Consider the following 22,369-nt stretch of genomic DNA (forward strand, 5'->3'; position numbering starts at 1 on the left):
TACCGGGGCACCGCTTTGACACGGTTGGGGTCGCGCCGCTGATCGAGGGGCTCGCCTTCAATGCGATGCTGGCCGACAAGGCCTTCGACAGCAACTGGATCATCGCCGAGATGAACGCACGCGGCGCGCTGATCTGCATCTCGCAGCGTCCACAGCGCCGCGCGCCGTTGATCATCGATCCCGAACTCTACAAGCGCCGCCACCTCATCGAGAACTTCTTCTGCAAACTCAAGGAGTTCAAGCGTATCGCCATGCGGTCCGAAAAGACCGATACATCCTTTGAGGCCATGATCTACGCTGTGGCAGCCCTGATCAACTCACGATGAATCTCAACAGACCCTAATCCATCGCCACGCTGCGCAATTGCGCGATATCGGCGATGACAGCCTTGTCGGCGTCGACCTCGACCCCGTGCTGGCGCAGCCGGGCAAAGGCGCGCGACAGGCTTTCGGGCTGCATGCCCAGATGCCCGGCGATCAGCCGCTTGTTGTAGGGCAGCCGCACCTCGGCCGGCCCCTCTTCGGCATCCGACAGGTCGGCCAGGAACTGCGCCACCCGTTGCACCCCGGTATGGGCCTTGAGGTTTTCGATCTGGTCCACCAGCGCTTGCAGATGCACGAAGGTCGAGGCCAAAAGCCCGATGGCGAATTCCTGGTTCTCCAGCAGGAACTGGCGCAGCCGCGTCCCGTCGATCTGAAGCACCGTGCAATCCGAAATCGCCTCGGCCGAGACCGGATAGGGCGTGCCGCGCAGGGCCATCGCCTCGGCAAAGCTGCGGTTGCGGCCCAGGATCGCCACCACCGCCTCGGTCCCGTTCGGGGTCAGCCGCGACAGCTTGATAAAGCCGTTCAGCACGATGAACACCGCCCGCGCCGGGTCGCCTTGCAGGAAGATGGTCTCGCCCTCGCGATAGCTGCGCCGCTGGGCATCCTTGAGCAGCTTGTCGCGCATTTCCGGGGTCAGGCCATTCAGCAAGACGGATTTCTTCACCGCCTCGGGCAGGGGGGCGTTCATCGCATCCTCGTCCTTGGTTTCGGGGCCGAGTTTCGCACGGGCGGCGGCCAAGGGAAAGGCCGCGCTTGTCGCGCCGGTCTGCCTTCAGGACGACAGCCAGCATTCGCGCATCGTGAAATCCGGTCCCAGCAGCACCAGGTCGGCCGGCCGGCCGGGGGCCAGGGTGCCGTAACGGTCCTGCAAGCCCAGCAGCGCCGCCGGGATGGCCGAGGCCATGCGCAAGGCCCGCTGCGGCGCGATCCCGACCTGGCGGACCAGCAGGGCGACGGCTTGGGGCAGGGTCAGGTCGGCCCCGGCCAGCGTGCCGTCCGCCAGGGTCAGCCGCCCGTCGCGGCGGATCACCTTGCGGCCGCCCAGCTTCATCTCGGCCAGGTCGGTGCCGGCAAAGGCCATGCAATCGGTGACAAGAAAGATGCCCTCGGGCCGGGCGGCCAGGGCAAGGCGCATCACCGCCGGATGCACATGGAAGCCATCGGCGATCAGCCCCGCCGCGGCGTCGCCCGCCAGCACCGCCCCCGCCAGCCCCGGTGCGCGGCTGGCGATCTGGCTCATTGCGTTGAAAAGATGCGTGGCGCAGCGCGCGCCGGCGGCAAAGGCTGCCTGCGCCTTGTCATGGCTGCAATCGCTGTGGCCCAGGCTGACCACGGCGCCGGCCCGCGCTAGGGCTGCGATCTGCGGCGGGCTTGCCGCCTCGGGCGCCAGCGTCACCATCAGCGCCGGCAGCCGGCGGCCGGCATCGCATAGCCGGGCCAGATCCTCGTCGGTCATCGGCCGGATCAGCGCCGGGTCGTGTGCGCCCTTGCGGCGAGGGTCAAGATGCGGCCCCTCCAGGTGCAGGCCCAGAAAGCCCGGCACCTTTGCCGCGGCGGCGGCGATCCCCAGCGCGATCACATGGGCGGTGGCCTGGGGCGTGTCGGTGATCAGAGTCGGCAGCACGCCCGCCGTGCCAAGCGCGCGATGGGCGGCGCAGATGCGGCGCAGGCCGTCCAGGTCGGTCGTGCCGTCCAGCATCAGCCCGCCGCCGCCATTGACCTGCAAGTCCAGAAAGGCCGGCGCCAGGATGCCGGACACCGCCCGCCGGCCCTGCCGGGGGGCGTCGGCTTCGGGCAGGATCGCGGCGATTTCGCCCGCTTCGATCAGCAGCGCGTGCCCGTCCAGAAAGCGGCTGCCGTCAAAGATGCGCGCGCCGGTCAGTATTTCGGTGGTCATGGTGTCCTTGTCAGTGGCGCGAGGCATCGCCGTCACCCCTGTTGCCGGGCAAGATGCAGGGCGCCGTCAAGGCCCGATCCCTTGGGCGGCCGGATCGGCCAATGGCCCTGCAACCGGGCGGCGTAATGCGGCCCCAGCCCGCCCAGGAACACCACCGGCAGGCCGCGGCCGGCTTGCAGCACCTCGATCATGGACTGCACCTGGGCCAGGGCGGCGGCAAGGATGCGTTCCGCCGCCGCATCGCCGGGGGCCAGAAGGCGCGGCGCGAAGGCGGCGAAATCGGCAGGCCGGGCGCGAAAGCCGAACGAGATCGCGCCCTCGGCCCCGCCCAGTTCCGTCAGCACGGCGCGCAGCAGCGGGGTCATGGGCGCAAACCCGTCCTCGGCGCGCAAGGCTTCGGCAAGCAATGTCCGGCCCAGCACCGCGCCGCTGCCCTCGTCCCCCAGCACGAAGCCGCGGCCGCCATATTGCCGCAGCCGGCCGCCCGTCTGGACCGCAAAGACCGAGCCGGTGCCCATGGCGGCGACGATCCCGTCATCCTGTCCCAGCGCGCCCAGGGCGGCGGTCACCGCATCGGTGACGATCCGCGCCCGGCGAAAGGGCAGCATGGCTTGCAGCGCGCGCGCCGCGGCGGTGACATTGGCGCCGGCCAGTCCCAGCACGGCGGTCATCTGGTCCAAGCGGCCCTGGCCGGCCTCGGCCAGCGCGGCGCGGGCGGCGGCCAGGATATTGGCGCATGCCTGCTGGGTCTCGACCGAGATATTGGCCGGCCCCGCCGCGCCGCGGCCGACGATCCGGCCCTGCGCATCGGCAATGGCGGCGCGGCAGCCGGTGCCGCCGCCGTCTATGCCCAGGAAATACGACATGGCGACTCCTTTTTTGGACAGGCGCGCTTCAAGTCACAGAAAAGGCGAAGGCCGGGGCGAACTCAAGACCCGTTGCCGCGGGTGCTAGATCACCACGACGCCCGAATGCTTGGCCTTGTGCTCGGGCTCGACATGGATGGTGATCAGCGCGCCGGGCAGCTTGCTTTTCAGCGCCTGCTCGATGCGGTCGCAGATGTCATGGGCGGTCTCGACCGTGGTCTGGCCGTCCACGACCAGGTGAAAGTCGATGAAGGTGCGCGGGCCGGCATGGCGGGTGCGCAGGTCATGCGCCTCGATCGCGCCTTGGGCTGCGTCCGAAATGGTGGCGCGGATGTCGGCCAGGGTCTCTTCGCCCACCGCCTCGTCCATCAGGCCGGACAGGGAACTGGCCATCACCTTCCAGCCCGACCACAGGATGTTCAGGGCCACCAGCGCCGCCAGCGCCGGGTCCAGCACCGCCCAGCCGGTGGCCACCGCCAGCGCCACGCCGACGACCACGCCGGCCGACGAGATCACGTCCGACAGCAGGTGATGGCCGTCGGCTACCAGCGCCGGCGATTTCAGCCGTCGCCCGCGGCTGATCAGCATCCAGCACCACAGCCCGTTCAGCGCGCCAGCCAGCCCGTTGACCAGCAGCCCCGCCAGCGGCGCGTCCAGCATGCGCGGGTTCTGAAAGCCGTGCCATGCCTCGCGCAGGATCAGCAGGGCGGCGACGATGATCATCACCCCCTCCAGCACGGCGCTGAAGAATTCGGCCTTGTGGTGGCCATAGGGATGGTCGCGGTCGGCCGGCTTGGCCGCCACCCGGATGGCGATCAAGGCCGCGACAGCGGTCGCCACGTTGACCGTGCTTTCCAGCGCATCCGACAGCAGCGCGACCGAGCCGGTCAGCCGCCAGGCCAATGTTTTAAGCCCAAGGACGATCAGCCCCACGGCGATGCTGCCGAAGGCGATCCTTTCGGTCGCTGACATGGCGCTTCCCTTTTGCGAATCGTCGGGGGGGTTTAGCCCCGTTCGCCGGCATGGCCAACCGCCTTGGCCGGCTGCGGGTCCCGGCAAGGCGCGCAGATCGCAGCGGCCAGCGGCGGCCGAACCAGCCGCCGCGATTTTGGGATCAGCGCCCGGTGATCGCCGCCCGGCTGCGCGGGGTGCCGGGGGCCCAGCCAAAGCCGGCGCGGGCCCGGTCGGCGATCGCCCAGCTCCAGCCGATCTGGCGTGAGCGGTGGGGCCGCAGATAGGTCCAGTTGAGCAGGGCCGCGGGAATGCCCAAGGCCAGGCCGATGAGTGCGGCCCAGATGAAGGTCCAGGCCGAGACATATCCCATCGTCAGGCCGGCAATCACCACCACACCCGAGATGCTGCCTACCCACAGGTGGATCAGCAGCAGACGAAGAAACGGAACCATGGTGATCTCCTGTAAAGAATCGCACCTGCATGGAAACGCGGCGACGGGCCGCGCCGTTCCCACCGTCAAGGGGAAAGGGGGCCGCATCGGCCCCCGCGGTCGTCACTGGGCCGGCACGGCCGCCAGATCGTCCACGTGGGCGACGGGATGGCTGAGATGCGGCAGCATTTCGCGCGGGCAGACTTGCAGGAAATTCGCCTTTTCGGTTTCCCAGTCTTGCAAGATCTCCTCGGCCCGGCGCGAGCCGGTCTCGCGCTGGTGCTGCGCGATCAGGCCCCGAAGCTGCTCTTCCCAATGCGCCTGCGTCACCGGGCACAGGACCAGCGTTTCGGCGTTGATATAGTCGCGCGCCAGCCCCTCGGGGTCATGAAGATAGGCCATGCCCCCGGTCATGCCGGCCCCGAAATTCGCGCCGATGCGGCCCAGGATCACGGCGACGCCGCCGGTCATGTATTCGCAGCCATTGCTGCCGCAGCCCTCGATCACCACATTGGCGCCGGAATTGCGGACCGCGAAGCGTTCGCCCGCGCGGCCGGCGGCGAACAGATGGCCGTCGGTGGCGCCGTAAAGCACGGTATTGCCGATGATGGTGTTTTCGGCCGCATTCAGCGGGCTGCCCATGGGCGGGCGCACGACGATGGTGCCGCCCGACAGGCCCTTGCCGACATAGTCGTTGGCATCGCCCGAGACCTCGATCTTCAGCCCAGGTGCTGCGAATGCGCCCAGTGACTGGCCCGCGCTGCCGGTCAGCCGCACGGTCAGGTGGTCGGGTTGCAGCGTGTTGCGCATGCCGAAGGTCTGAACGATCATCGAACTGGTGCGCGTGCCCACCGTCCGCTGGGTGTTCCTGACCGCATAGGAAAGCTGCATCTTCTCGCCATCCGAAAAGAAGCGGCCGGCATCGCGGATGATCTCGGCGTCCAGCGTGTCGGGCACCGCGTTGCGCGGCTTCGAACGGTCGTAGACGATCTTTTCCGAGCCATCGACGGTAATCAGCAGCGGGTTCAGGTCCAGGTCGTCCAGCGACTTGTCGCCGCGGCTGACCTGGGTCAGCAGGTCGGCGCGGCCGATCACCTCGTCAAGGCTGCGCGCGCCGATGCTGGCCAGGATCTCGCGCACTTCGGTCGCGTAAAAGGTGATCAGGTTCACCACCTTGTCGGCCGAGCCGGTGAACATCGCGCGCAGCCTTTCGTCCTGGGTGCAGACGCCGACCGGACAGGTGTTCGACTGGCACTGGCGCACCATGATGCAGCCCATGGCGATCAGCGCGGCGGTGCCGATGCCGTATTCCTCGGCCCCCATCATCGCCGCCATGACGATGTCGCGGCCGGTGCGCAGGCCCCCGTCGGTGCGCAGCGTCACCCGGTCGCGCAGGCGGTTCATCGCCAGCACCTGATGCGCCTCGGTCAGGCCCATCTCCCAGGGCAGGCCGGCGAACTTGATCGAGGTCGCGGGGCTGGCCCCGGTGCCGCCGTTATGGCCCGAGATCAGGATCACGTCGGCCTTGGCCTTGGCCACGCCGGCCGCGATGGTGCCGACGCCGCTGGATGCCACCAGCTTCACGGTGATCTTGGCGCGCGGGTTGATCTGCTTGAGGTCATAGATAAGCTGCGCCAGGTCTTCGATCGAATAGATGTCGTGATGCGGCGGCGGCGAAATCAGCGTCACGCCCTTGGTCGAATGCCGCAGCCGGGCGATCAGTTCGGTCACCTTCATGCCGGGCAACTGCCCGCCCTCGCCGGGCTTGGCGCCTTGGGCGACCTTGATCTCCAGTTCCTCGCAGGCGTTCAGGTATTCGGCGGTGACGCCGAACCGGCCCGAGGCGACCTGCTTGATCTTGGCGCAAGGGTTGTCGCCATTGGGCAGCGGGTGGGAATGCGCCGGATCCTCGCCGCCTTCGCCGCTGTCGGATTTCGCGCCGATGCGGTTCATGGCGATGTTCAGCGTCATATGCGCCTCGGGCGACAGCGCGCCCAGGCTCATGCCCGGCGTCACGAAGCGCTTGCGGATCGAGGTGATGCTTTCCACTTCCTCCAGCGGCACCGGCTTGCCCAGCGGCTTGATGTCCAGAAGGTCGCGGATATGGATCGGCAGGTTCGCCCGCATGGTGGCGGTGAACTGCTTCCAGATGTCATAGGACGCCTTGTCGCAGGCCAGTTGCAACAGCCGCATGGTGTTGGCTTCCCAGGCGTGTTTTTCGCCGGTGCGGCGGGCCTTGTAGAAACCGCCGACCGGCAACAGGTCCACCTGCGCTGCGCCGAAGCCCTGGGCATGGGCTTCTTGCAGCTTGGCTTGCAGCCCGTGCAGCCCGATGCCGGAAATGCGCGACTGCATGCCGGGGAAAAACTCGGCCACCATGGCGCGGGAAAGCCCCACCGCCTCGAAATTCAGCCCGCCGCGATAGGAGGACAGGACCGAAATCCCCATCTTGGCCATGATCTTCAGCAGGCCCGCATCCACCGCCTCGCGATAGCGGGTCATGATGTCGATCAGGTTGCCGTCCAGAAGCCCGCGCTCGATCCGCTCGGCCAGGGTGTCCTGGGCCAGATAGGGGTTCACCGTCGTCGCGCCGCAGCCGATCAGCACAGCGAAATCATGCGGGTCCACGCATTCCGCCGCCCGCACGTTCACCGAGCAGAAGGTCCGCAGCCCCTTGCGCGTCAGCCAGCTATGCACGGCGCTGGTCGCCAGGATCATCGACACGCCGATACGGTCCTGCGCAATCCCCTCGTCGGTCAGGATGATATGGCCATGGCCGGAACGGACGGCATCCTCGGCCTCGGCGCGGATGCGGGCCAGCGCCTCGGCCAGGGCATCGGTGCCGCCGCCGGCCGCAAAGGTGCAATCGACCTGCGTGGCCTGGCCTGCGAACATGCGGGTCAGCTCTTCGAACTCGCCATTGGCCAGGAAGGGGCTTTCCAGCATGGTGATTTCGGCATGGGCCGCGCTTTCGTCCAGCACGTTCTTGAGATTGCCGAAACGGGTGCGCAGGCTCATCACCCGGCTTTCGCGCAAGGAATCGATGGGCGGGTTCGTCACCTGGCTGAAGTTCTGGCGGAAGTAATGCGACAGCGGCCGGAACTGGCGCGACAGCACCGCGGGCGGCGTGTCGTCGCCCATCGAGGCCAGCGCCTCTTTCGCGTCCTCGGCCATCGGCACCAGCATCTGCTCGACCAGTTCGACCGTATAGCCGGCGGCGATCTGGCGGCGGCGCAGGTCCTGGCCCGCATGCAGCGCGGTTTCGGGCAGCTTGGCCATCAATTCCGAGGGCTGGACGACCTTTTCCACCCAATCGCCAAAGGGTTGGCTGGCGGCCAGGTGGTCCTTGATCTCGCGGTCGTGGTAAAGCCTGCCCTCGGCCATGTCGACGGCGATCATCTGGCCCGGCCCCAGCGCGCCCTTTTCGCGGACCCCGTTTTCATCGACGGGGACCATTCCCGCCTCGGACCCCGCAACCAGCAGGTTGTCGCCGGTCACCACATAGCGCAGCGGCCGCAGCCCGTTGCGGTCCAGCCCGCCGCAGACCCAGCGCCCGTCGGTCATCGCCAGCGCCGCCGGCCCGTCCCATGGCTCCATGATCGCGTTGCAATAGGCATACATGTCCGCCCAGGCCCTGGGCATGTCGGTGGTCGCCTTGGACCAGGCTTCGGGCACCAGCATGGTCTTGGTCATCGGCGCATTGCGCCCCGAACGCACCAGCACCTCGAACACCGCATCCAGCGCCGCCGAGTCGGACGAGCCGCCGGGGATGATCGGCTTGATATCCTCGGCCATCTCGCCAAAGGTGCGGCTGGCCATGCGGATCTCGTGGCTGCGCATCCAGTTCGAGTTGCCTTTCAGCGTGTTGATCTCGCCGTTATGGGCCAGCATGCGGAAAGGCTGCGCCAGCCACCATTGCGGAAAGGTGTTGGTGGAATAGCGCTGGTGATAGATGGCAAAGGCGGACTCGAACCGTTCGTCCTTGAGGTCGGGATAGAACTCGGCCACCTGCTCGGCCAGCATCATGCCTTTGTAGATGATGCTGCGGCAGGACAGGGTGCAGATATACATGCCGGCGATCTGTGCCGCGACCGCCGCCTTTTCGATGCGGCGGCGGATGATGTAAAGCTCGCGCTCGAACTGCTCCTGGTCGATGGCCTTTTCGCAGCGGATCAGGATCTGCTCGATCTCGGGGCGGGTGGCATTGGCCTTTTCCCCCAGGACCGCGGTGTTCACCGGCACATGCCGCCAGCCATAGATGTAATGGCCCATGCGCAGCACTTCGGATTCCACGATAGTCCGGCAACGCTCCTGCGCGGCGAAATCGGTGCGCGGCAGGAAGACCTGGCCCACGGCGATCAGCTTGCCCGGGTCGGGCTCGTGCCCGGTGCGGCGCACCTGGTCGTGAAAGAACGGCACCGGGATCTGCACATGGATGCCGGCGCCGTCGCCGGTCTTGCCGTCCGCATCCACCGCGCCGCGATGCCAGATCGCCTTCAGCGCATTGATGCCGCTTTCCACCACCTGGCGGCTGGCCTTGCCCTCGATGCTGACGACCAGCCCGACGCCGCAGGACGAATGCTCGTCCTCGGCACGGTAAAGCGAATGTTCCGCCATCCAGTCGCGGCGGGCCTGTTCCTGCTGTTCCCAGACCGTCATGTCGCCGTCCTTCACGTCCGTGCCTCCTTCACAAGCTGCCACAGGGTCTCGGCCGCTTCGCCGCCGACCATCTGTAGGTCGCAATCATATTCCGGCCTTGTCGCGCCGAAGCCCGCCTCTCCCGGAAACGAGAACGTCACCGGGCTGTCGTTCGTCTGCCGCGCCGTCCCGGTCCAATCCTCCGAGGTTTCCACCCCGCCATAGAACCGGCCCTGCGCGCGGCTGATGAACTGCTGGCCCTGGCGGCGGATCAGAACCTGTCCCGTTTCGGCATAGGTGGTCAGGTCGAACCGGGTCAGTTCCAGGGTCACGCCGTCGATCTGGACGGTCTCGCCGGTCAATTCGTCATGGCCGACATGGCGCAGCCGCTCGCCGCTGGTCGAGCGGGTCCAGAAGTCGAAATCGTCGCGGCCCGTGTCCAGCAGCCCCGAGAAAGAGGCATGGTCCCGCGCCTTATCCTCCAGCAGGTCGGTCAGGCCGCTACGCAAGTCGGTGCTTTCCATCCAGCGCGTCTCGCGGTCGATGCGGGACTGGAAGGTCGGGCCGTCGGCTGCGAAATAGCTGACCCATTGGTCGCCCGGCGCATCCTTGCCGCAGCGGTAATGCTGCGAGACGCTGCAACCGCGGTTCTGCACCGTCACCTCCAGCGTGCAGCCCGAGGGCGGGGTGAAATTCGCGGCCTTGGCCGGTGCGGCCGGAAGGGTCAGCAAAGCTGCCATTGTGGCGGCCAGCGCCGTTCCGGTGCGGGCAAGCGGCGGGCCTTTGCACGTTCCATGGTCCATGGTCGGATCCCCTTGCTATTCGGCCGCGACGCGCGCGGCGCCGGACAGGTAGCCCGCGATGCTGTCGGCGGCCTCGCGCCCGTCGCGGATCGCCCAGACCACCAGCGACGCGCCGCGCACGATGTCGCCCACGGCAAAGATGCCGGGCAGGCTGGTCCGGTGCGTCTGGTAATCGGCCTTGATCGTGCCCCAGCGCGTCACCTCCAGCCCGTCCACGCCCCAAAGCCGCGGCAATTCCTCGGGCTCGAAGCCCAGGGCCTTGATGACCAGTTCGGCCGGCTCGTCGTAATCGGCGCCCTCGATCGGTTCGGGCGACTGCCGGCCCGAGACGTCGGGCGGGCCCAGCCGCATCCGCTGCACCCGGACCGCGCCGACGCTGGCCAGCCCGTCCACGTCCACCTCTTGCGCAAGCATCGCTTCGCCGGTGACGTGGCCGGTAAATGCACCGGGGGCGGTAAGCCAGACGAACTCGACGCCCTCTTCCTCGGCGTTCTGCACCTCGCGCTGGCTGCCGGGCATGTTGGCCCGGTCGCGGCGATACAGGCACTTTACCGATTGCGCGCCCTGGCGGATGGCGGTCCTGACGCAATCCATGGCGGTGTCGCCGCCCCCGATAACGACGACGCGCTTGCCTTTGGCGTTCAACTCGCCATCCTCGTAATCGGGGATCTCGTCGCCCAGATCGACCCGGTTCGAGGCGGTCAGGTAATCCAGCGCCCGCACCACGCCCTTGGCGGCGGCATTGTCGATGTCCAGGTCGCGGGTCTCGTAGACGCCGGTCGCGATCAGCACCGCGTCATGCTTGCCGCGGATGGCGTCGAAGCTGATGTCCTGGCCGACATCGACGTTCAGCACGAACTCCACCCCGCCCTGGACAAGCTGCCGGGTGCGCCGCTCGACCACCTGCTTTTCCAGCTTGAAGCCGGGGATGCCATAGATCATCAGCCCGCCGGCGCGGTCGTGGCGGTCATAGACCGTGACCTGGAAGCCCATGCGGCGCAGCCGGTCGGCGGCGGCAAGCCCGCCCGGTCCCGCGCCGATGATACCGACGGATTCGGCCCGTTCCTGCATGGGCGCGGCGGGCTGGACCCAGCCCTGTTCCCAGGCGGTGTCGGTGATGTATTTCTCGATCGCGCCGATGGTGACGGTGCCGTGGCCGGACTGTTCGATGACGCAATTGCCTTCGCACAGCCGGTCCTGAGGACAGATGCGGCCGCAGATTTCCGGGAAGCTGTTGGTTTCCTGCGCGCGCAGCCAGGCTTCCTGCACCCGCCCTTCGGCGGTCAGGCGCAGCCAGTCGGGGATGTTGTTGTGCAGCGGGCAATGGCTTTGGCAATAGGGCACGCCGCATTGGCTGCACCGGCTGGCCTGTTCCTTGGCCTTGGCGTCGGCGAACTCGCGATAGATTTCGTGGAAGTCTTCCGACCGGGATGCCGCATCACGCTTTTCGGGCATCTGGCGCCCGATGGTGACGAATTTGAGCATCTTTTGCGTGGCCATGGCTGCGCGTCCCTTGATGGCAGGCTGTTCTAGCCTGATAAATCAGACCGCCATCAAAGAAAAGTCAGCTTTGTTTACCTAATTAACGATTTTCTTGCCGAGAGCTTAAAATCCCATGCCGCAAAGGGGAAAAATAGGTCAGCTTAGCTTACCCTCCTGCATACAGAGCCAGCAGAACAACGGCACCGACCACGATTCGCCACCAGGCAAACAGCCCATAGCCATAGGTCGAGACATAGTTCAGCAGCCCGCGCACCACGACCAACGCCGCCAGGAAGGCGCAGGCAAAGCCCAGCACGATATTCCCCGTCGCCGCGGCGTCGAGCATGTCGCGATTCTTGAAAAGATCATAGACGAACGCGCCCAGCATAGTCGGCATGGACAGGAAAAAGCTGAACTCCGCGGCAGAACGCTTGTCCGCGCCCAGAAGCAGGGCGCCGACGATGGTCGCCCCCGAACGCGAGACGCCGGGTATCATCGCCAGGCATTGGATGAAGCCGATCTTCAGCGCCATCGGCAGCGGGAAATCCTCGGCCGAGAAATGGCGCGGCCGGGTCGCCATCCGGTCCACGAACAGCAGCACGACGCCACCCAGGATCAGCATGACGGCGATCAGCACCGGGGTTTCGAACAGCACTTCCTTGATGATGCGATGCGCCAGGACGCCGATCACCACGGCGGGCAGAAAGGCCAGCGCCACCGCCAGGATAAAGCGCCGCGCCCGCGGATCATGCGGGGCCGAGGCGAAAATCCGCCACAGCCGCCCGGCATAGACGCCCAGGATCGCCATGATCGCGCCTAGCTGGATCAGCACCTCGAAGGCGCGGCCGGGCGAATCGAAGCCCAGAAAATGGCCCGCCAGAAGCACATGGCCGGTCGAGGATACGGGAATGAACTCGGTCAGCCCCTCCAGCAGACCAAGGGCGGCGGCGACGATGGTGTTGCGATCCATCAGCCGTTGCGCAGGTTCTTCGCCGAGGCCGCAATCGCCTGATACTGCCCCGACGGGCGAAAGCGCCACAGGTAATCTTCGATGATCGCGGGGGCGGCGCTGGGCTCGATCCCCAGGTCGGCAAAGGTCATGACCCGGTCCGAGACCCGGTTCGGCATGCGCAGCAGCCGGGCCTGGTCCCTGGTCATGATGCGGTTGGTCAACAGCCCGCCGCTGACGGTCTGCACCGCGTCCAGAACCGAACCCAGCGCCCCGCCCAGCCAATGCGGCAGGCCGATGACGGCGCGGCGGCGGCCGGTCGCGGCCAGCACTTGCCGCGCCACTTCGCGCATGGTCAAGACGTCGGGGCCGCCCAGTTCATAGATGCCGGGCCGGGCCTCGCCCGCGGCGGCGATGGCGGCGGCGCGCGCCACGTCCTCGACATAGACCGGCTGCACCTGCGTCGCGGCGCCCGGCACCAGCAGGATCGGGCCAAGCCTGCTCATCGAGGCGATGCGGTTGTAGAAATGATCGTCCGGCCCGAACATGACCGACGGCCGCAGGATGACCGCATCGGGGCGATGCGCCAGCACCGCGGCCTCGCCCCGGCCCTTTGACGCAGCATAACGGCTGGGCGAATCCGGGTCCGCCCCCAAGGCCGAGACATGCACGACATGCGGCACGCCCTGCGCGGCGGCGATCCGCGCGATGCGCAGGGCCGCCTGTTCGTGGATGGCGTCAAAGGTGTTTTTGCCCTCGCGCACCATGATGCCGACGCAATTGATGATGGCATCGGCATCGGCCATGCAGGCGGTCACGGAAAGATCGTCGCGCACGTTGCAGGGCACCGGCTCGACCTGGCCGGGCGCGCCATAGGTGCGCACCACCCCGGCCTCGTTGGGGCGGCGCACGGCGACGCGGATGCGCCAGCCCTGGGCGGCCATCAGCCGCGCGATCTGCCGGCCCAGGAAACCGGACCCGCCATAGATGGTGACAAGCTTGGCTGCGGACATGCGGGCGCTCCCTTCCTGGCGTGCTTGTCTGTTCAATACCCAAGGCTTCCGCCAGCGGCAAGCCGTGGCTGCCGTCCTGCGACGATCCCGTCCGCCACCCGCAGCGCGTTGGCGGCGATGGTCAGGCTGGGATTGACCCCGTTCGAGGTGGGCATGAACGAGGAATCGGCGACATGCAGGTTCTCGATCCCGTGCAGGCGGCAGCCGGGATCCAGGACGCTTGTGGCCGGGTCGCGGCCAAAGCGCAGCGTCCCGCAGGGATGGGCAAAGTTCAACTGCGGCGCCGCGCCCATGAACATGGCCCGATGCGGGCGGAAGGCGGCGCGCAACGCCTTGCGAAAGGCGGCGCGGCGGCCGCGCAGTTCCTCGGAGATGTCATAGCAGCAGCGCAGCCGGTCCGGATCGTCCGGATCGGGCAGAACGCGGTTATGCGCATAGGGCAGGTCTTCCAGCACGCCCACGAACAGCTTGGCATGGCCCAGCAGCCGCGCCGCCGCCATGGCGGGAAGGCGCAGCCCGTGCCGCAGCGGCCGGACCCGGCGCAGCGCCGACTGGTCGAACCGGCCGTTCAGCGCGTGCAGGATTTCGCCATAGCCGGCGGTCAGGCCCATGGATTGCACGGTGCCGAAACGCTGCCCGTCCAGGAAATACAGGTCGCGCATGCTGATCGAACGCGAGGCGCCGGCCTCGGACCGGCCCTGTCCGGCCCAGATGGCGATGATTTCGCTAAGGTGGAACATCAGGTTGCGCCCCACCATGCCGTTGCGGTTGCCCAGCCCCTGAGGCCAGGTCTCGCAGGCCGAGCGCAGCAGCAACGAAGGCGAGCCAAGCCCGCCCGCCGCCAGGACATAGGTCCGCGCGCGCAGGGTGAATTCCTGCCCCTCGCGGCGGCAGACCAGGCCCAGGACGCGCCGCCCGTCGGCCAGGATGCGGGTCACGGTGCAGCGGTCGATCAGCGCCGCCCGGCCGGTTTCCAGCGCCGGCAGCACCCCGGCCGAGCGGCCGTCCATCTTGCAGCGCCGCGGGCAGCGCCGGCCAAAGCAATGCTCGCAACCCGGCAGGAACCGCGCCGCCATATGCGTGCGATAGGGATGCAGGCCGGTGCGGCGCAACGCCGCGATCAGCGCCGCGTCCGAGGCGGGCAGCGGCTGGACCGGCGGCAACAGCTTTGCGCCGGCAGGGGCCAGCGGGTCCGGCTCGCCATTGATGTGGAAATAGCGCTCGGCCAGTTCGAACCAGGGCCGCATCTCGTCATAGCCCACCGGCCAGCCGCCGGTCGGATGCGGATGATCGCGCGAATTCTCCATGTCGTGGCGTTCGGGGCGCTCCAGCGTGGCGGCGTAAAAGGCCGAGGTGCCGCCGACGCCCGCGCCCATCATGCCGTCCAGTTCGCACCAGTTGCCGTCAAGCTGGGCTTCCAGCAGGCAGGGCCAGGCGCCATGGTCCATGCGTTCCTGCGGATCGCGGGTCTTGAGGTCCAGCGCCGACAGGGACGCATCGCCAAGGTCGGGACCCTTTTCGACATAGAGCACGGAAAGCCCGGCCTCGGCCAGGCCGCGTCCCACCGTTCCCCCGCCGATCCCCGTGCCGATCACCACGGCGTCCCATTCGCGGGTTCTAAGGTCGTCCATCGGAAAAATCCGTTTGCCAGGGCATTGTTGCGAATGCCTTACGGCAGGGGTTCTAGTCCCGGCCGCCCTGCTGCGACAACCTGACCGATAGGATAGGGTATTGCGCAAGGGGCTGGCAGGGGGCGGGATGCCGGGGTGCCAAGGGGCCGTTTTCGCCCCGGCCGGCGGGCAGGGCGAAAAGATTTCCGGCATGGCGCATTTTTCTGCCGATCCCCCGTTGACACCCCCCGCGGCTGGCCTTAATCACCCGCCTTACGCAACCTGCCCAGGTGGCGGAATTGGTAGACGCGCACGGTTCAGGTCCGTGTGCCGCAAGGTGTGGAGGTTCGAGTCCTCTCCTGGGCACCATAAGACAAAAGCCGCGCAAGACCTTGGGTTTGCGCGGCTTTTGCTTTGGTTGGTGCGGATGCCCGCCGCAGGCCGCGCCATTGCACGAGGATCGCGCAACCGGAAAACCCCTTGGGCCGCGCAGGTCCGCAAGGCGCGGATCGCGTGATGGAAATCGCCGGTCCGGCTTGGGTTACGCCCGATCCGCCGCATGCCCCGGCGCGGGGGGTGGGGCTATTGCCGCGCCCGCGCAAGGCCCGGCGCGCGGCCTTTCGCGCGGGCCATGCGTCAGCCCCAGGGCGCCTCGGCCATTTTCTGCCGCTCGATCAGCACGGCCGAGATGTCGTCCTTGCGCTCTCCGCCGGCGTAATGCGCCGCCGACCAGCAAATCGATTCCAGCAAGGCATCACCGCGCAGGGTTGCATTGGTGCGCAGGATGGCGTTCAGCCCCTCTTCGCCCAGCGGCTGGCCACGGGGGCTTTCGCTTTCCGTCAGCCCGTCCGAGCTGATGAAAAGCCGGTCGCCGGGGGCAAGCGCCAGATGCAGTTCCTCGTATTCGGCATGGGGAAAGACCCCGACCGGCAGGCCGCCCTGGCCCACGCGCTCGATCCGGCCGTCGGCGCGTTGCAGCATCGGGTGGGGATGGCCCGCCTGCACCAGCCGCAATTGCCCGGACAGGAAGTCCAGGTCGGCATAGACCATGGTGAAATAGGCGTCGGTGCGCAGTTCCTCGATCATCAGCCGGTTGAGCTGGCCCAGGATTTCGGCGGGCGGGCGGGCGTCGTAAAGCCCCAATTCGGTGATTCGCAGCGCGATGTTCTGGTCCGTCCCCCCTGAAAGCAGCGCCGCGAGCCGGGCGGAAAGCAGCGCCGCGGCCACACCATGCCCGGCCACGTCAAGCGCAAACAGCCCGACGCGGCGGGCATTGATCGGAAAGAACCCCACCAGGTCGCCGCCGATATGGCCCGCCGGCCGCATCAGCAGCGAAAGATCGAATTCGCCATAGCGGCCGTGCCGTTCGCGCACCAGGCTTTGTTGCAGCCGCTGCGCTTCGCGCAGATCGCGGTCAAGCGCCGCCTGGGTTTCGCGCAGCCGCGCCAGGGTGGCGCTAAGCTGGGCGTTGGCGTTGCGCAGGCTTTCCTCCATGCCCAGGATGCGCTCGCTGGCCGACAGCCGGGCCAGCAGTTCGGCGCCCGAGACCGGCTTGGTCAGGAATTCGTCGGCGCCGGCGCGCAGCCCTTCGGCAATGTCCTTCTTGTCGTTGCGCGATGTCAGCAGGATGAAATAGCCATAGCGATCCGACTGCATCTCGCGGAAGCGGCGGCAGAAATCCAGCCCGCTTTGCCCCGGCATCATCCAGTCCGAGATGACGATATCGGGCCGCCGCTCCAGGCAAAGGCGCATCGCCTCGTCGCCGGCCGCGGCCTCGACCACGTGATAGCCGGCGCGGGTCAGTTGCACCGCCAGCGTCCGCCGCTGCGCGCGGCTGTCATCCACCAGCAGCACCAGCCTGGGCACCTGCGTCGCTGAACCTGTGGTTTGTGGGTCGAGGGTCATCATGCGCCACTGTCTAAACCGGCGGGGCTGAATGATCCGTTAATCCAGACAATTTTCGCGATTAACACGTTATAGACGAAATCCCTGCTATGGAGAGGGAATTGATTCTTCCGGGGGTTGTCCATGCTGGACTGGGACCGTATCGACGAATTGCGCGGCGAAGTCGGGGACGACGAATTCCAGCTAATCCTGGAACTGTTCCTGGACGAGGTCGAAGGCGCCATCATGCGCCTGTCGCCGGGCGATCCGCTGCGGCTGGAAACCGACCTGCATTTCCTTAAGGGCTGCGCCTGGAACCTGGGCTTTGCCGATTTCGGCAGGCGGTGCGACCAGGGCGAACGGCTGGCCGCCCAGGGCCGCGCACCCATGGTCGATCTGGACGCCCTGCTTGCCAGCTATTCCGCGTCGAAACGGGCGCTCATGCGGCAATTGGGCAGCGCGTCGCGGCCCGGCAGGCAGGCGCACCTTGCCTAAGCGTCGTTCAGATCAGGAATTCGGCCAGGACCGGGTCGCGGGTGATGTCGCGATAGCCTATGCCCGCCGATTCCAGCCGCTCGCGCAGCCGCTCCAGATGCTCGGGGGCGGTAGTTTCGATGCCGATCAGGACCGAGCCGAAGTTGCGGGCCGATTTCTTCAGGTATTCGAAGCGGGCGATGTCATCCTCGGGGCCCAGCAATTGCAGGAAATCGCGCAGCGCGCCGGGGCGCTGCGGCATCCGCAAGATGAAATACCGCTTCAGCCCCGAAAAGCGCTGGGCGCGCTCCTTGACCTCGGGCAGGCGCTCGAAATCGAAATTGCCGCCCGAACAGATGCATACCACGCGCTTGCCGGAAAGGTCCGGGATGTCGCGCAGCACGTCCACCGCCAGCGCCCCGGCGGGTTCCAGCACGATGCCCTCGATATTCAGCATCTCAAGCATGGTGGCGCAGATGCGATCCTCGGGGGCGGCATGCACCCGATCCGCCGCAAAGCCGCGCAGCGCGGCAAAAGGCAGGTCGCCGATCCGCGCCACCGCCGCGCCATCGACGAAATTGTCCACGCTGGGCAACGTCACCGGCCCGCCGGCCAGCAGCGCCTGGCGCAGGCTGGCGCCGCCCTCGGGCTCGGCGAATTCGATGCGCGTATCCGGCGTCAGTTCGGCCATCAGGCGGGTCACGCCCGCGGCCAGCCCGCCGCCGCCGACCGGCAGCACCACGATGTCGGGCGCCGCGTCCAGTTGGCCCAGCAGTTCCAGCCCGACCGTCGCCTGGCCCTCGATGATGTCGGGATCGTCAAAGGGCGACAGGAAGGTCGCGCCCTGGACGCGGGCGAAATCCTGCGCCGCTGCCAGCGTCTGGTCAAAGTAATCGCCGGTCAGCACGATCTCGACCGCGCCATTGCCGAAGATCCGGGTCTTGTCGATCTTTTGCCGGGGCGTCGTGACCGGCATGAAGATCGTGCCGCGGCTGCCGAAATGGCGGCAAGCATAGGCCACGCCCTGCGCGTGGTTGCCGGCGCTGGCGCAGACGAAATGCCCCTGCGATCCGGCGCCGATCTTGCGCATGGCGTTGAAGGCGCCGCGCAGCTTGTAGCTGCGCACCGGGGTCAGGTCTTCGCGTTTCAGCCAGATCTCCGCCCCGTATTTGGCCGAGAGGTGGTCGTTCTTCTGCAAAGGCGTCGGTTCGAACAGGTCGCGCAACGCGACCTCGGCCTGGCGGACGAAGGTGGCAAAGTTTTCCATGTATCGGCGAATGGCGCGAAAAACCGCGCTTGGCAAGTGGGGACCGCGCGACCCGCCGCGCCTGGGCTAGGACCTGGCCCCCAGCGCGCAGGGCAGGACGACGGGTTGCGCGGCATCGGGCAGCCAGGCAAGCACCTGCGTGTCGGACAGGAAGGTGACGGCAACGGGCTTGGCGGGCATGGCCGGAAAGTCGCAACGGTGCTGCTCTTGCCCGTCCAGCCTGCGGACCAGGTCGGACAGGCCGGGCATGATCGCCAGCCAGGATGCAAACGGTATGGCGACCATCGTGGAAAGCGGCAGGACAAGCGCCATCGAGTGCAGGAAGGTCCTGCCTGCGCCCGTCCCGGCCAGCATCTGCAAGACCAGCAGCCCCAGCAGCAGCAATACAAGAAGCACGCCGACCCCCGCAAAGGTCAGCCACAGGGTGCTGACGGCCGTCACCACGTCCAGCGTCACCGGAAAGCTGTCGGGCGAAACCCCGAAGCTATGGGCCAGGATGCCCCGCGCGTCCATGCGCGCACGGATGGCCATGGCCAGCGGAATGGCCAGCGTCAGCCCCAGCCGGAACCCCGGCCAGGGCTGCAAGGCGCCCATAAGGGCGATGCTCCAGCCCAGGACCGCGACGCCGAAGGCCAGCGTCAGCCCCACCATGGCAACGGGATCATGCCAGCCTGGCAGGCGGTCCCACAGCAAAAGCGGCAGAAAGACCACCGCGACGACGATCGCGCTAAGCCACCAGCAGTCGCGAAAGACGCGCCGCAACAGCGCGCCCACCTGGTCCATCAAGGCGTCGCGGCCCCAGCCCGGTCCCCGCCGGAAAGGAAAGCCTCTATCGTGCTTCGTAAAAACCCCCTGCTTGCGGTTGGGCCGCGCCGCGCCCTTGTCGGTCATCGGAAAACATCCTATTGCAACATCAACTCTAAAACGGGGGCCATATTGCATGTCCGACGCGCCGAAAAAAGTCGTCCTTGCCTATTCGGGCGGGCTCGACACCTCGATCATCCTGAAATGGCTCCAGACCGAATACGGCTGCGAGGTCATCACCTTCACCGCCGATCTGGGCCAGGGCGAAGAGCTGGAACCGGCGCGCCAAAAGGCGGAACTGCTGGGCATCAAGGCGGAAAACATCCATATCGTCGATGTGCGCGAGGAATTCGTGCGCGATTTCGTCTTCCCGATGTTCCGCGCCAATGCGGTTTATGAGGGGCTTTACCTGCTGGGCACCTCGATCGCGCGCCCGCTGATCTCCAAGCACCTGGTGGAAATCGCGCATCGCCACGGCGCCGATGCCATCGCCCATGGCGCCACCGGCAAGGGCAACGACCAGGTCCGGTTCGAGCTGTCGGCCTATGCGCTCGACCCCTCGATCAAGGTGATCGCGCCTTGGCGGGAATGGGACCTGACCTCGCGCACCAAGCTGATCGAGTTCGCAGAGGCGAACCAGATCCCGATCGCCAAGGACAAGCGCGGCGAGGCGCCGTTCAGCGTCGATGCCAACCTGCTGCACACCAGCAGCGAGGGCAAGGCGCTGGAAAACCCCGCCGAGGAAGCGCCCGACTATGTCTATCAGCGCACCGTCAACCCCGAGGACGCGCCCGACCAGCCCGAATATATCGAGATCGGCTTCGAACAGGGCGACGCCGTGTCGATCAACGGCGAGGCATTGTCGCCCGCGACGATCCTGACGGCGCTGAACGAATACGGCCGCAAGCACGGGATCGGCCGGCTGGATTTCGTCGAGAACCGCTTCGTCGGCATGAAGTCGCGCGGCATCTACGAAACCCCCGGCGGCACCATCCTGCTGGAAGCGCATCGCGGCATCGAACAGATCACCCTGGACAGCGGCGCCGGCCATCTCAAGGATTCGATCATGCCGCGCTATGCGGAACTGATCTACAACGGCTTCTGGTTCAGCCCCGAGCGCGAGATGCTGCAAGCCCTGATCGACAAAAGCCAGGAGCATGTGACCGGCACCGTGCGGCTCAAGCTTTACAAGGGCAGCGTCCAGACCGTCGGCCGCTGGTCGGATCATTCGCTCTATAGCGAAAAGCACGTCACCTTCGAAGACGATGCCGGCGCCTATGACCAAAAGGACGCGGCCGGCTTCATCCACCTGAACGCGCTGCGGCTGAAGCTGGTCGCGAACCGCAACGCCCGCTTCAAATAGACCCGGCGGCCGCGGGCAGCCCCCGCGGCCTTTTTTTCACGAGGCCCACCATGTCCCGTCCCGCCCATATCGCCATCGTCACCGTCTCGGACCGCGCAGCCCGCGACGAATATCCCGACAAGGGCGGGCCGGGGGCCGAGGATTGGCTGCGCGCCACCATCACCTCGCCCATGGACATCACGCGCCGCATCATCCCGGACGGGCGCGAAATCGTGGCGGACTGCCTGCGCGACCTTGCCGACGACCAGGGCGCCGACCTGATCCTGATCACCGGCGGCACCGGCCCGGCACCGCGCGATCTGACGCCCGAGGCAATGGCCGATGTCATCGAAAAGGAACTGCCCGGCTTTGGCGAGGAAATGCGCCGCGCCAGCCTGCGCGAGGTTCCGACCGCCATCCTGTCGCGCCAGACCGCGGGCATCCGCGGCGCCACGCTGATGATCACCATCCCCGGCAAGCCCTCGGCCATTGCCACCTGCCTGGATGCGGTCTTCGCGGCGGTGCCCTATTGCCTTGACCTGATCGGCGCGGCCCATATCGACACCGACCCCGCCCGCATCAAGGCGTTCCGGCCCAAGAAATAGGCGCCGGCCGGACCCGCAGATCGGCGGGCCGCGATTCGCGCAGCACCAGCGCCGCATTGGCCAGGTCGTTTTCCAGATGCGCCGACACCTCGGCGGGCGAACGCCCCAGCCCCTGCCAGCGCGCGGTAAGGCGGCGGCGCAGCTCCTCTTTCGGCACGTCCAGCATGACCGACAGATCCCAAAGCCCGGCCAGGTCGCGCCAGGGGGCGCGGTCCAGCAGCAGGTAATTGCCTTCGATCACCACCAGCCGGTCGCCCGCGCCGACCCGGCCAGCGCCGGCAATGGCCTGATCCCGCGGGCGGTCGAAAATCGGATAAACCACATCCATCCCGGCCTTCAGTCGCTGGACCAGCACCACAAGGCCCGCGGCATCAAAGGTCTGGGGCGCCCCCTTGCAGGCCCGCAGCCCGTCGCGGTCCAGCAGGTCGTTGTCCAGATGAAACCCGTCCATCGGCACCAGCACGGCATCCTCCAGCGCCGCCACCAGCGCCGCGGCCAGCGTCGACTTTCCCGAACCCGGCGGCCCGGCGATCGCCACAAGCCGTCGTCCGGGGCCAAGCCCTGCAATCCGGTCCAGTATTTCTTCCATGCAGAAATATCCTGGGGGGAGTCCGAAGGACGGTGGACGGGACCACAATATTCTGGAACGCGGAACGCGATCAACTGGAATGACCCGGCCTAGGGTCTGTTGAGTATCAGGATTCCCCTGTCAGCTGATTTCTGATTCAAGCTTTCCAAACGGGAGGTTTGGATGCCAGTTGAACGCTACATCGTCACGGATTGCCAGTGGGCGAAGATTGAGCCGCATTGCTTGGGCAAGAAGACCGATCCCGGCCGAACGGGCGGTGATGCACGCCTTTTTCTCGAGGCGGTTTTCTGGATCGCTCGGACTGGGGCGCAATGGCGCGATCTTCCGGAGGAGTTCGGGAAATGGAACTCGGTCTACCGCCGTTTCCGGGATTGGGGTGCCGCGGGAGTATTTGAGCGTATCTTCAAAGCATTGTCCGATGATCCCGACATGAAAA

General features: G+C 67.0%; 20 protein-coding genes and 1 tRNA gene. 6 read left to right on the forward strand and 15 right to left on the reverse strand.

The window, feature by feature from the left end; translation table 11 throughout:
• Positions 1–326 (forward strand): transposase (locus F3H32_RS16530; RefSeq protein WP_149766076.1); only part of this gene is annotated, 326 nt, incomplete at its 5' end.
• A 13-nt stretch (positions 327–339) separates the two neighbouring features.
• Here the strand turns inward: F3H32_RS16530 and F3H32_RS16535 are convergent.
• From F3H32_RS16535 to F3H32_RS16585, 11 genes are all read right to left on the reverse strand, one after another.
• Positions 340–1,014 (reverse strand): Crp/Fnr family transcriptional regulator, encoded by a 675-nt coding sequence (locus F3H32_RS16535; protein ID WP_188128701.1) that lies wholly within the window; start codon positions 1,012–1,014, stop codon positions 340–342.
• An 84-nt stretch (positions 1,015–1,098) separates the two neighbouring features.
• Entirely contained in the window at positions 1,099–2,223 is a 1,125-nt protein-coding gene (nagA, locus tag F3H32_RS16540) for an N-acetylglucosamine-6-phosphate deacetylase (protein ID WP_149766791.1), read from the reverse strand.
• A 32-nt stretch (positions 2,224–2,255) separates the two neighbouring features.
• Positions 2,256–3,089 carry a BadF/BadG/BcrA/BcrD ATPase family protein gene (locus F3H32_RS16545; protein WP_149766777.1) on the reverse strand — a complete coding sequence of 278 codons (834 nt, stop codon included), beginning with the start codon at positions 3,087–3,089 and terminating at the stop codon, positions 2,256–2,258.
• 84 nt (positions 3,090–3,173) lie between these two features.
• Complete coding sequence (locus F3H32_RS16550; RefSeq protein WP_149766778.1) at positions 3,174–4,061, reverse strand: cation diffusion facilitator family transporter; 888 nt, start codon at positions 4,059–4,061, stop codon at positions 3,174–3,176.
• Positions 4,062–4,203: 142 nt separating this feature from the next.
• Complete coding sequence (locus F3H32_RS16555) at positions 4,204–4,494, reverse strand: hypothetical protein (RefSeq protein WP_149766779.1); 291 nt, start codon at positions 4,492–4,494, stop codon at positions 4,204–4,206.
• A gap of 102 nt (positions 4,495–4,596) precedes the next feature.
• A complete protein-coding gene (gltB, locus tag F3H32_RS16560) occupies positions 4,597–9,132 on the reverse strand; it encodes a glutamate synthase large subunit (RefSeq protein ID WP_149766792.1) in 4,536 nt (1,511 codons plus the stop codon).
• Positions 9,133–9,143: 11 nt separating this feature from the next.
• Complete coding sequence (locus F3H32_RS16565; protein WP_149766793.1) at positions 9,144–9,851, reverse strand: hypothetical protein; 708 nt, start codon at positions 9,849–9,851, stop codon at positions 9,144–9,146.
• Between the two features lie 78 nt (positions 9,852–9,929).
• A complete protein-coding gene (locus tag F3H32_RS16570; RefSeq protein WP_149766780.1) occupies positions 9,930–11,414 on the reverse strand; it encodes an NAD(P)-dependent oxidoreductase in 1,485 nt (494 codons plus the stop codon).
• A 148-nt stretch (positions 11,415–11,562) separates the two neighbouring features.
• On the reverse strand, positions 11,563–12,366 hold the full coding sequence (locus F3H32_RS16575) for an undecaprenyl-diphosphate phosphatase (protein WP_149766781.1): 804 nt from the start codon (positions 12,364–12,366) through the stop codon (positions 11,563–11,565).
• The gene (locus F3H32_RS16580; protein WP_149766782.1) at positions 12,366–13,358 is read right to left on the reverse strand and encodes a complex I NDUFA9 subunit family protein; all 993 of its coding nucleotides are present in this window, start codon (positions 13,356–13,358) and stop codon (positions 12,366–12,368) included. Before F3H32_RS16580 ends, F3H32_RS16575 begins: the two co-directional genes overlap by 1 nt.
• Positions 13,359–13,390: 32 nt before the next feature.
• Positions 13,391–14,989 carry a GMC oxidoreductase gene (locus tag F3H32_RS16585; RefSeq protein ID WP_149766783.1) on the reverse strand — a complete coding sequence of 533 codons (1,599 nt, stop codon included), beginning with the start codon at positions 14,987–14,989 and terminating at the stop codon, positions 13,391–13,393.
• A gap of 263 nt (positions 14,990–15,252) precedes the next feature.
• On the opposite strand from F3H32_RS16585, the gene F3H32_RS16590 reads away from it, so the two are divergent.
• Positions 15,253–15,337: transfer RNA gene (locus tag F3H32_RS16590), tRNA-Leu, on the forward strand.
• Between the two features lie 267 nt (positions 15,338–15,604).
• On the opposite strand, the gene F3H32_RS16595 is transcribed toward F3H32_RS16590, so the two are convergent.
• Entirely contained in the window at positions 15,605–16,876 is a 1,272-nt protein-coding gene (locus F3H32_RS16595; RefSeq protein WP_149766784.1) for a PP2C family protein-serine/threonine phosphatase, read from the reverse strand.
• A 120-nt stretch (positions 16,877–16,996) separates the two neighbouring features.
• On the opposite strand from F3H32_RS16595, the gene F3H32_RS16600 reads away from it, so the two are divergent.
• Positions 16,997–17,347 (forward strand): Hpt domain-containing protein, encoded by a 351-nt coding sequence (locus tag F3H32_RS16600; protein ID WP_149766785.1) that lies wholly within the window; start codon positions 16,997–16,999, stop codon positions 17,345–17,347.
• Between the two features lie 7 nt (positions 17,348–17,354).
• On the opposite strand, the gene ilvA is transcribed toward F3H32_RS16600, so the two are convergent.
• Together ilvA and F3H32_RS16610 are read right to left on the reverse strand one after the other, a co-directional pair.
• On the reverse strand, positions 17,355–18,593 hold the full coding sequence (gene ilvA / locus F3H32_RS16605; protein ID WP_149766786.1) for a threonine ammonia-lyase IlvA: 1,239 nt from the start codon (positions 18,591–18,593) through the stop codon (positions 17,355–17,357).
• A gap of 66 nt (positions 18,594–18,659) precedes the next feature.
• Positions 18,660–19,376 carry a hypothetical protein gene (locus tag F3H32_RS16610; RefSeq protein WP_149766787.1) on the reverse strand — a complete coding sequence of 239 codons (717 nt, stop codon included), beginning with the start codon at positions 19,374–19,376 and terminating at the stop codon, positions 18,660–18,662.
• 157 nt (positions 19,377–19,533) lie between these two features.
• Between F3H32_RS16610 and F3H32_RS16615 the strand changes: the two genes are divergently transcribed.
• Together F3H32_RS16615 and mog are read left to right on the forward strand one after the other, a co-directional pair.
• Positions 19,534–20,760, forward strand: coding sequence for an argininosuccinate synthase (locus tag F3H32_RS16615; protein ID WP_149766788.1), 1,227 nt, complete (start codon positions 19,534–19,536; stop codon positions 20,758–20,760).
• Positions 20,761–20,810: 50 nt separating this feature from the next.
• Positions 20,811–21,344: a molybdopterin adenylyltransferase gene (mog, locus tag F3H32_RS16620; RefSeq protein WP_149766789.1), complete on the forward strand. Its 534-nt coding sequence runs from the start codon at positions 20,811–20,813 to the stop codon at positions 21,342–21,344.
• On the opposite strand, the gene F3H32_RS16625 is transcribed toward mog, so the two are convergent.
• Positions 21,319–21,933 carry an AAA family ATPase gene (locus F3H32_RS16625; protein ID WP_149766790.1) on the reverse strand — a complete coding sequence of 205 codons (615 nt, stop codon included), beginning with the start codon at positions 21,931–21,933 and terminating at the stop codon, positions 21,319–21,321. The two genes, mog and F3H32_RS16625, sit on opposite strands and share 26 nt — an antisense overlap.
• A gap of 162 nt (positions 21,934–22,095) precedes the next feature.
• Between F3H32_RS16625 and F3H32_RS16630 the strand changes: the two genes are divergently transcribed.
• On the forward strand, positions 22,096–22,369 hold a 274-nt coding region (locus tag F3H32_RS16630), incomplete at its 3' end, for a transposase (RefSeq protein ID WP_149763267.1).

This window comes from Paracoccus thiocyanatus, assembly GCF_900156255.1.
GTDB classification, from domain to species: Bacteria; Pseudomonadota; Alphaproteobacteria; order Rhodobacterales; family Rhodobacteraceae; genus Paracoccus; species Paracoccus thiocyanatus.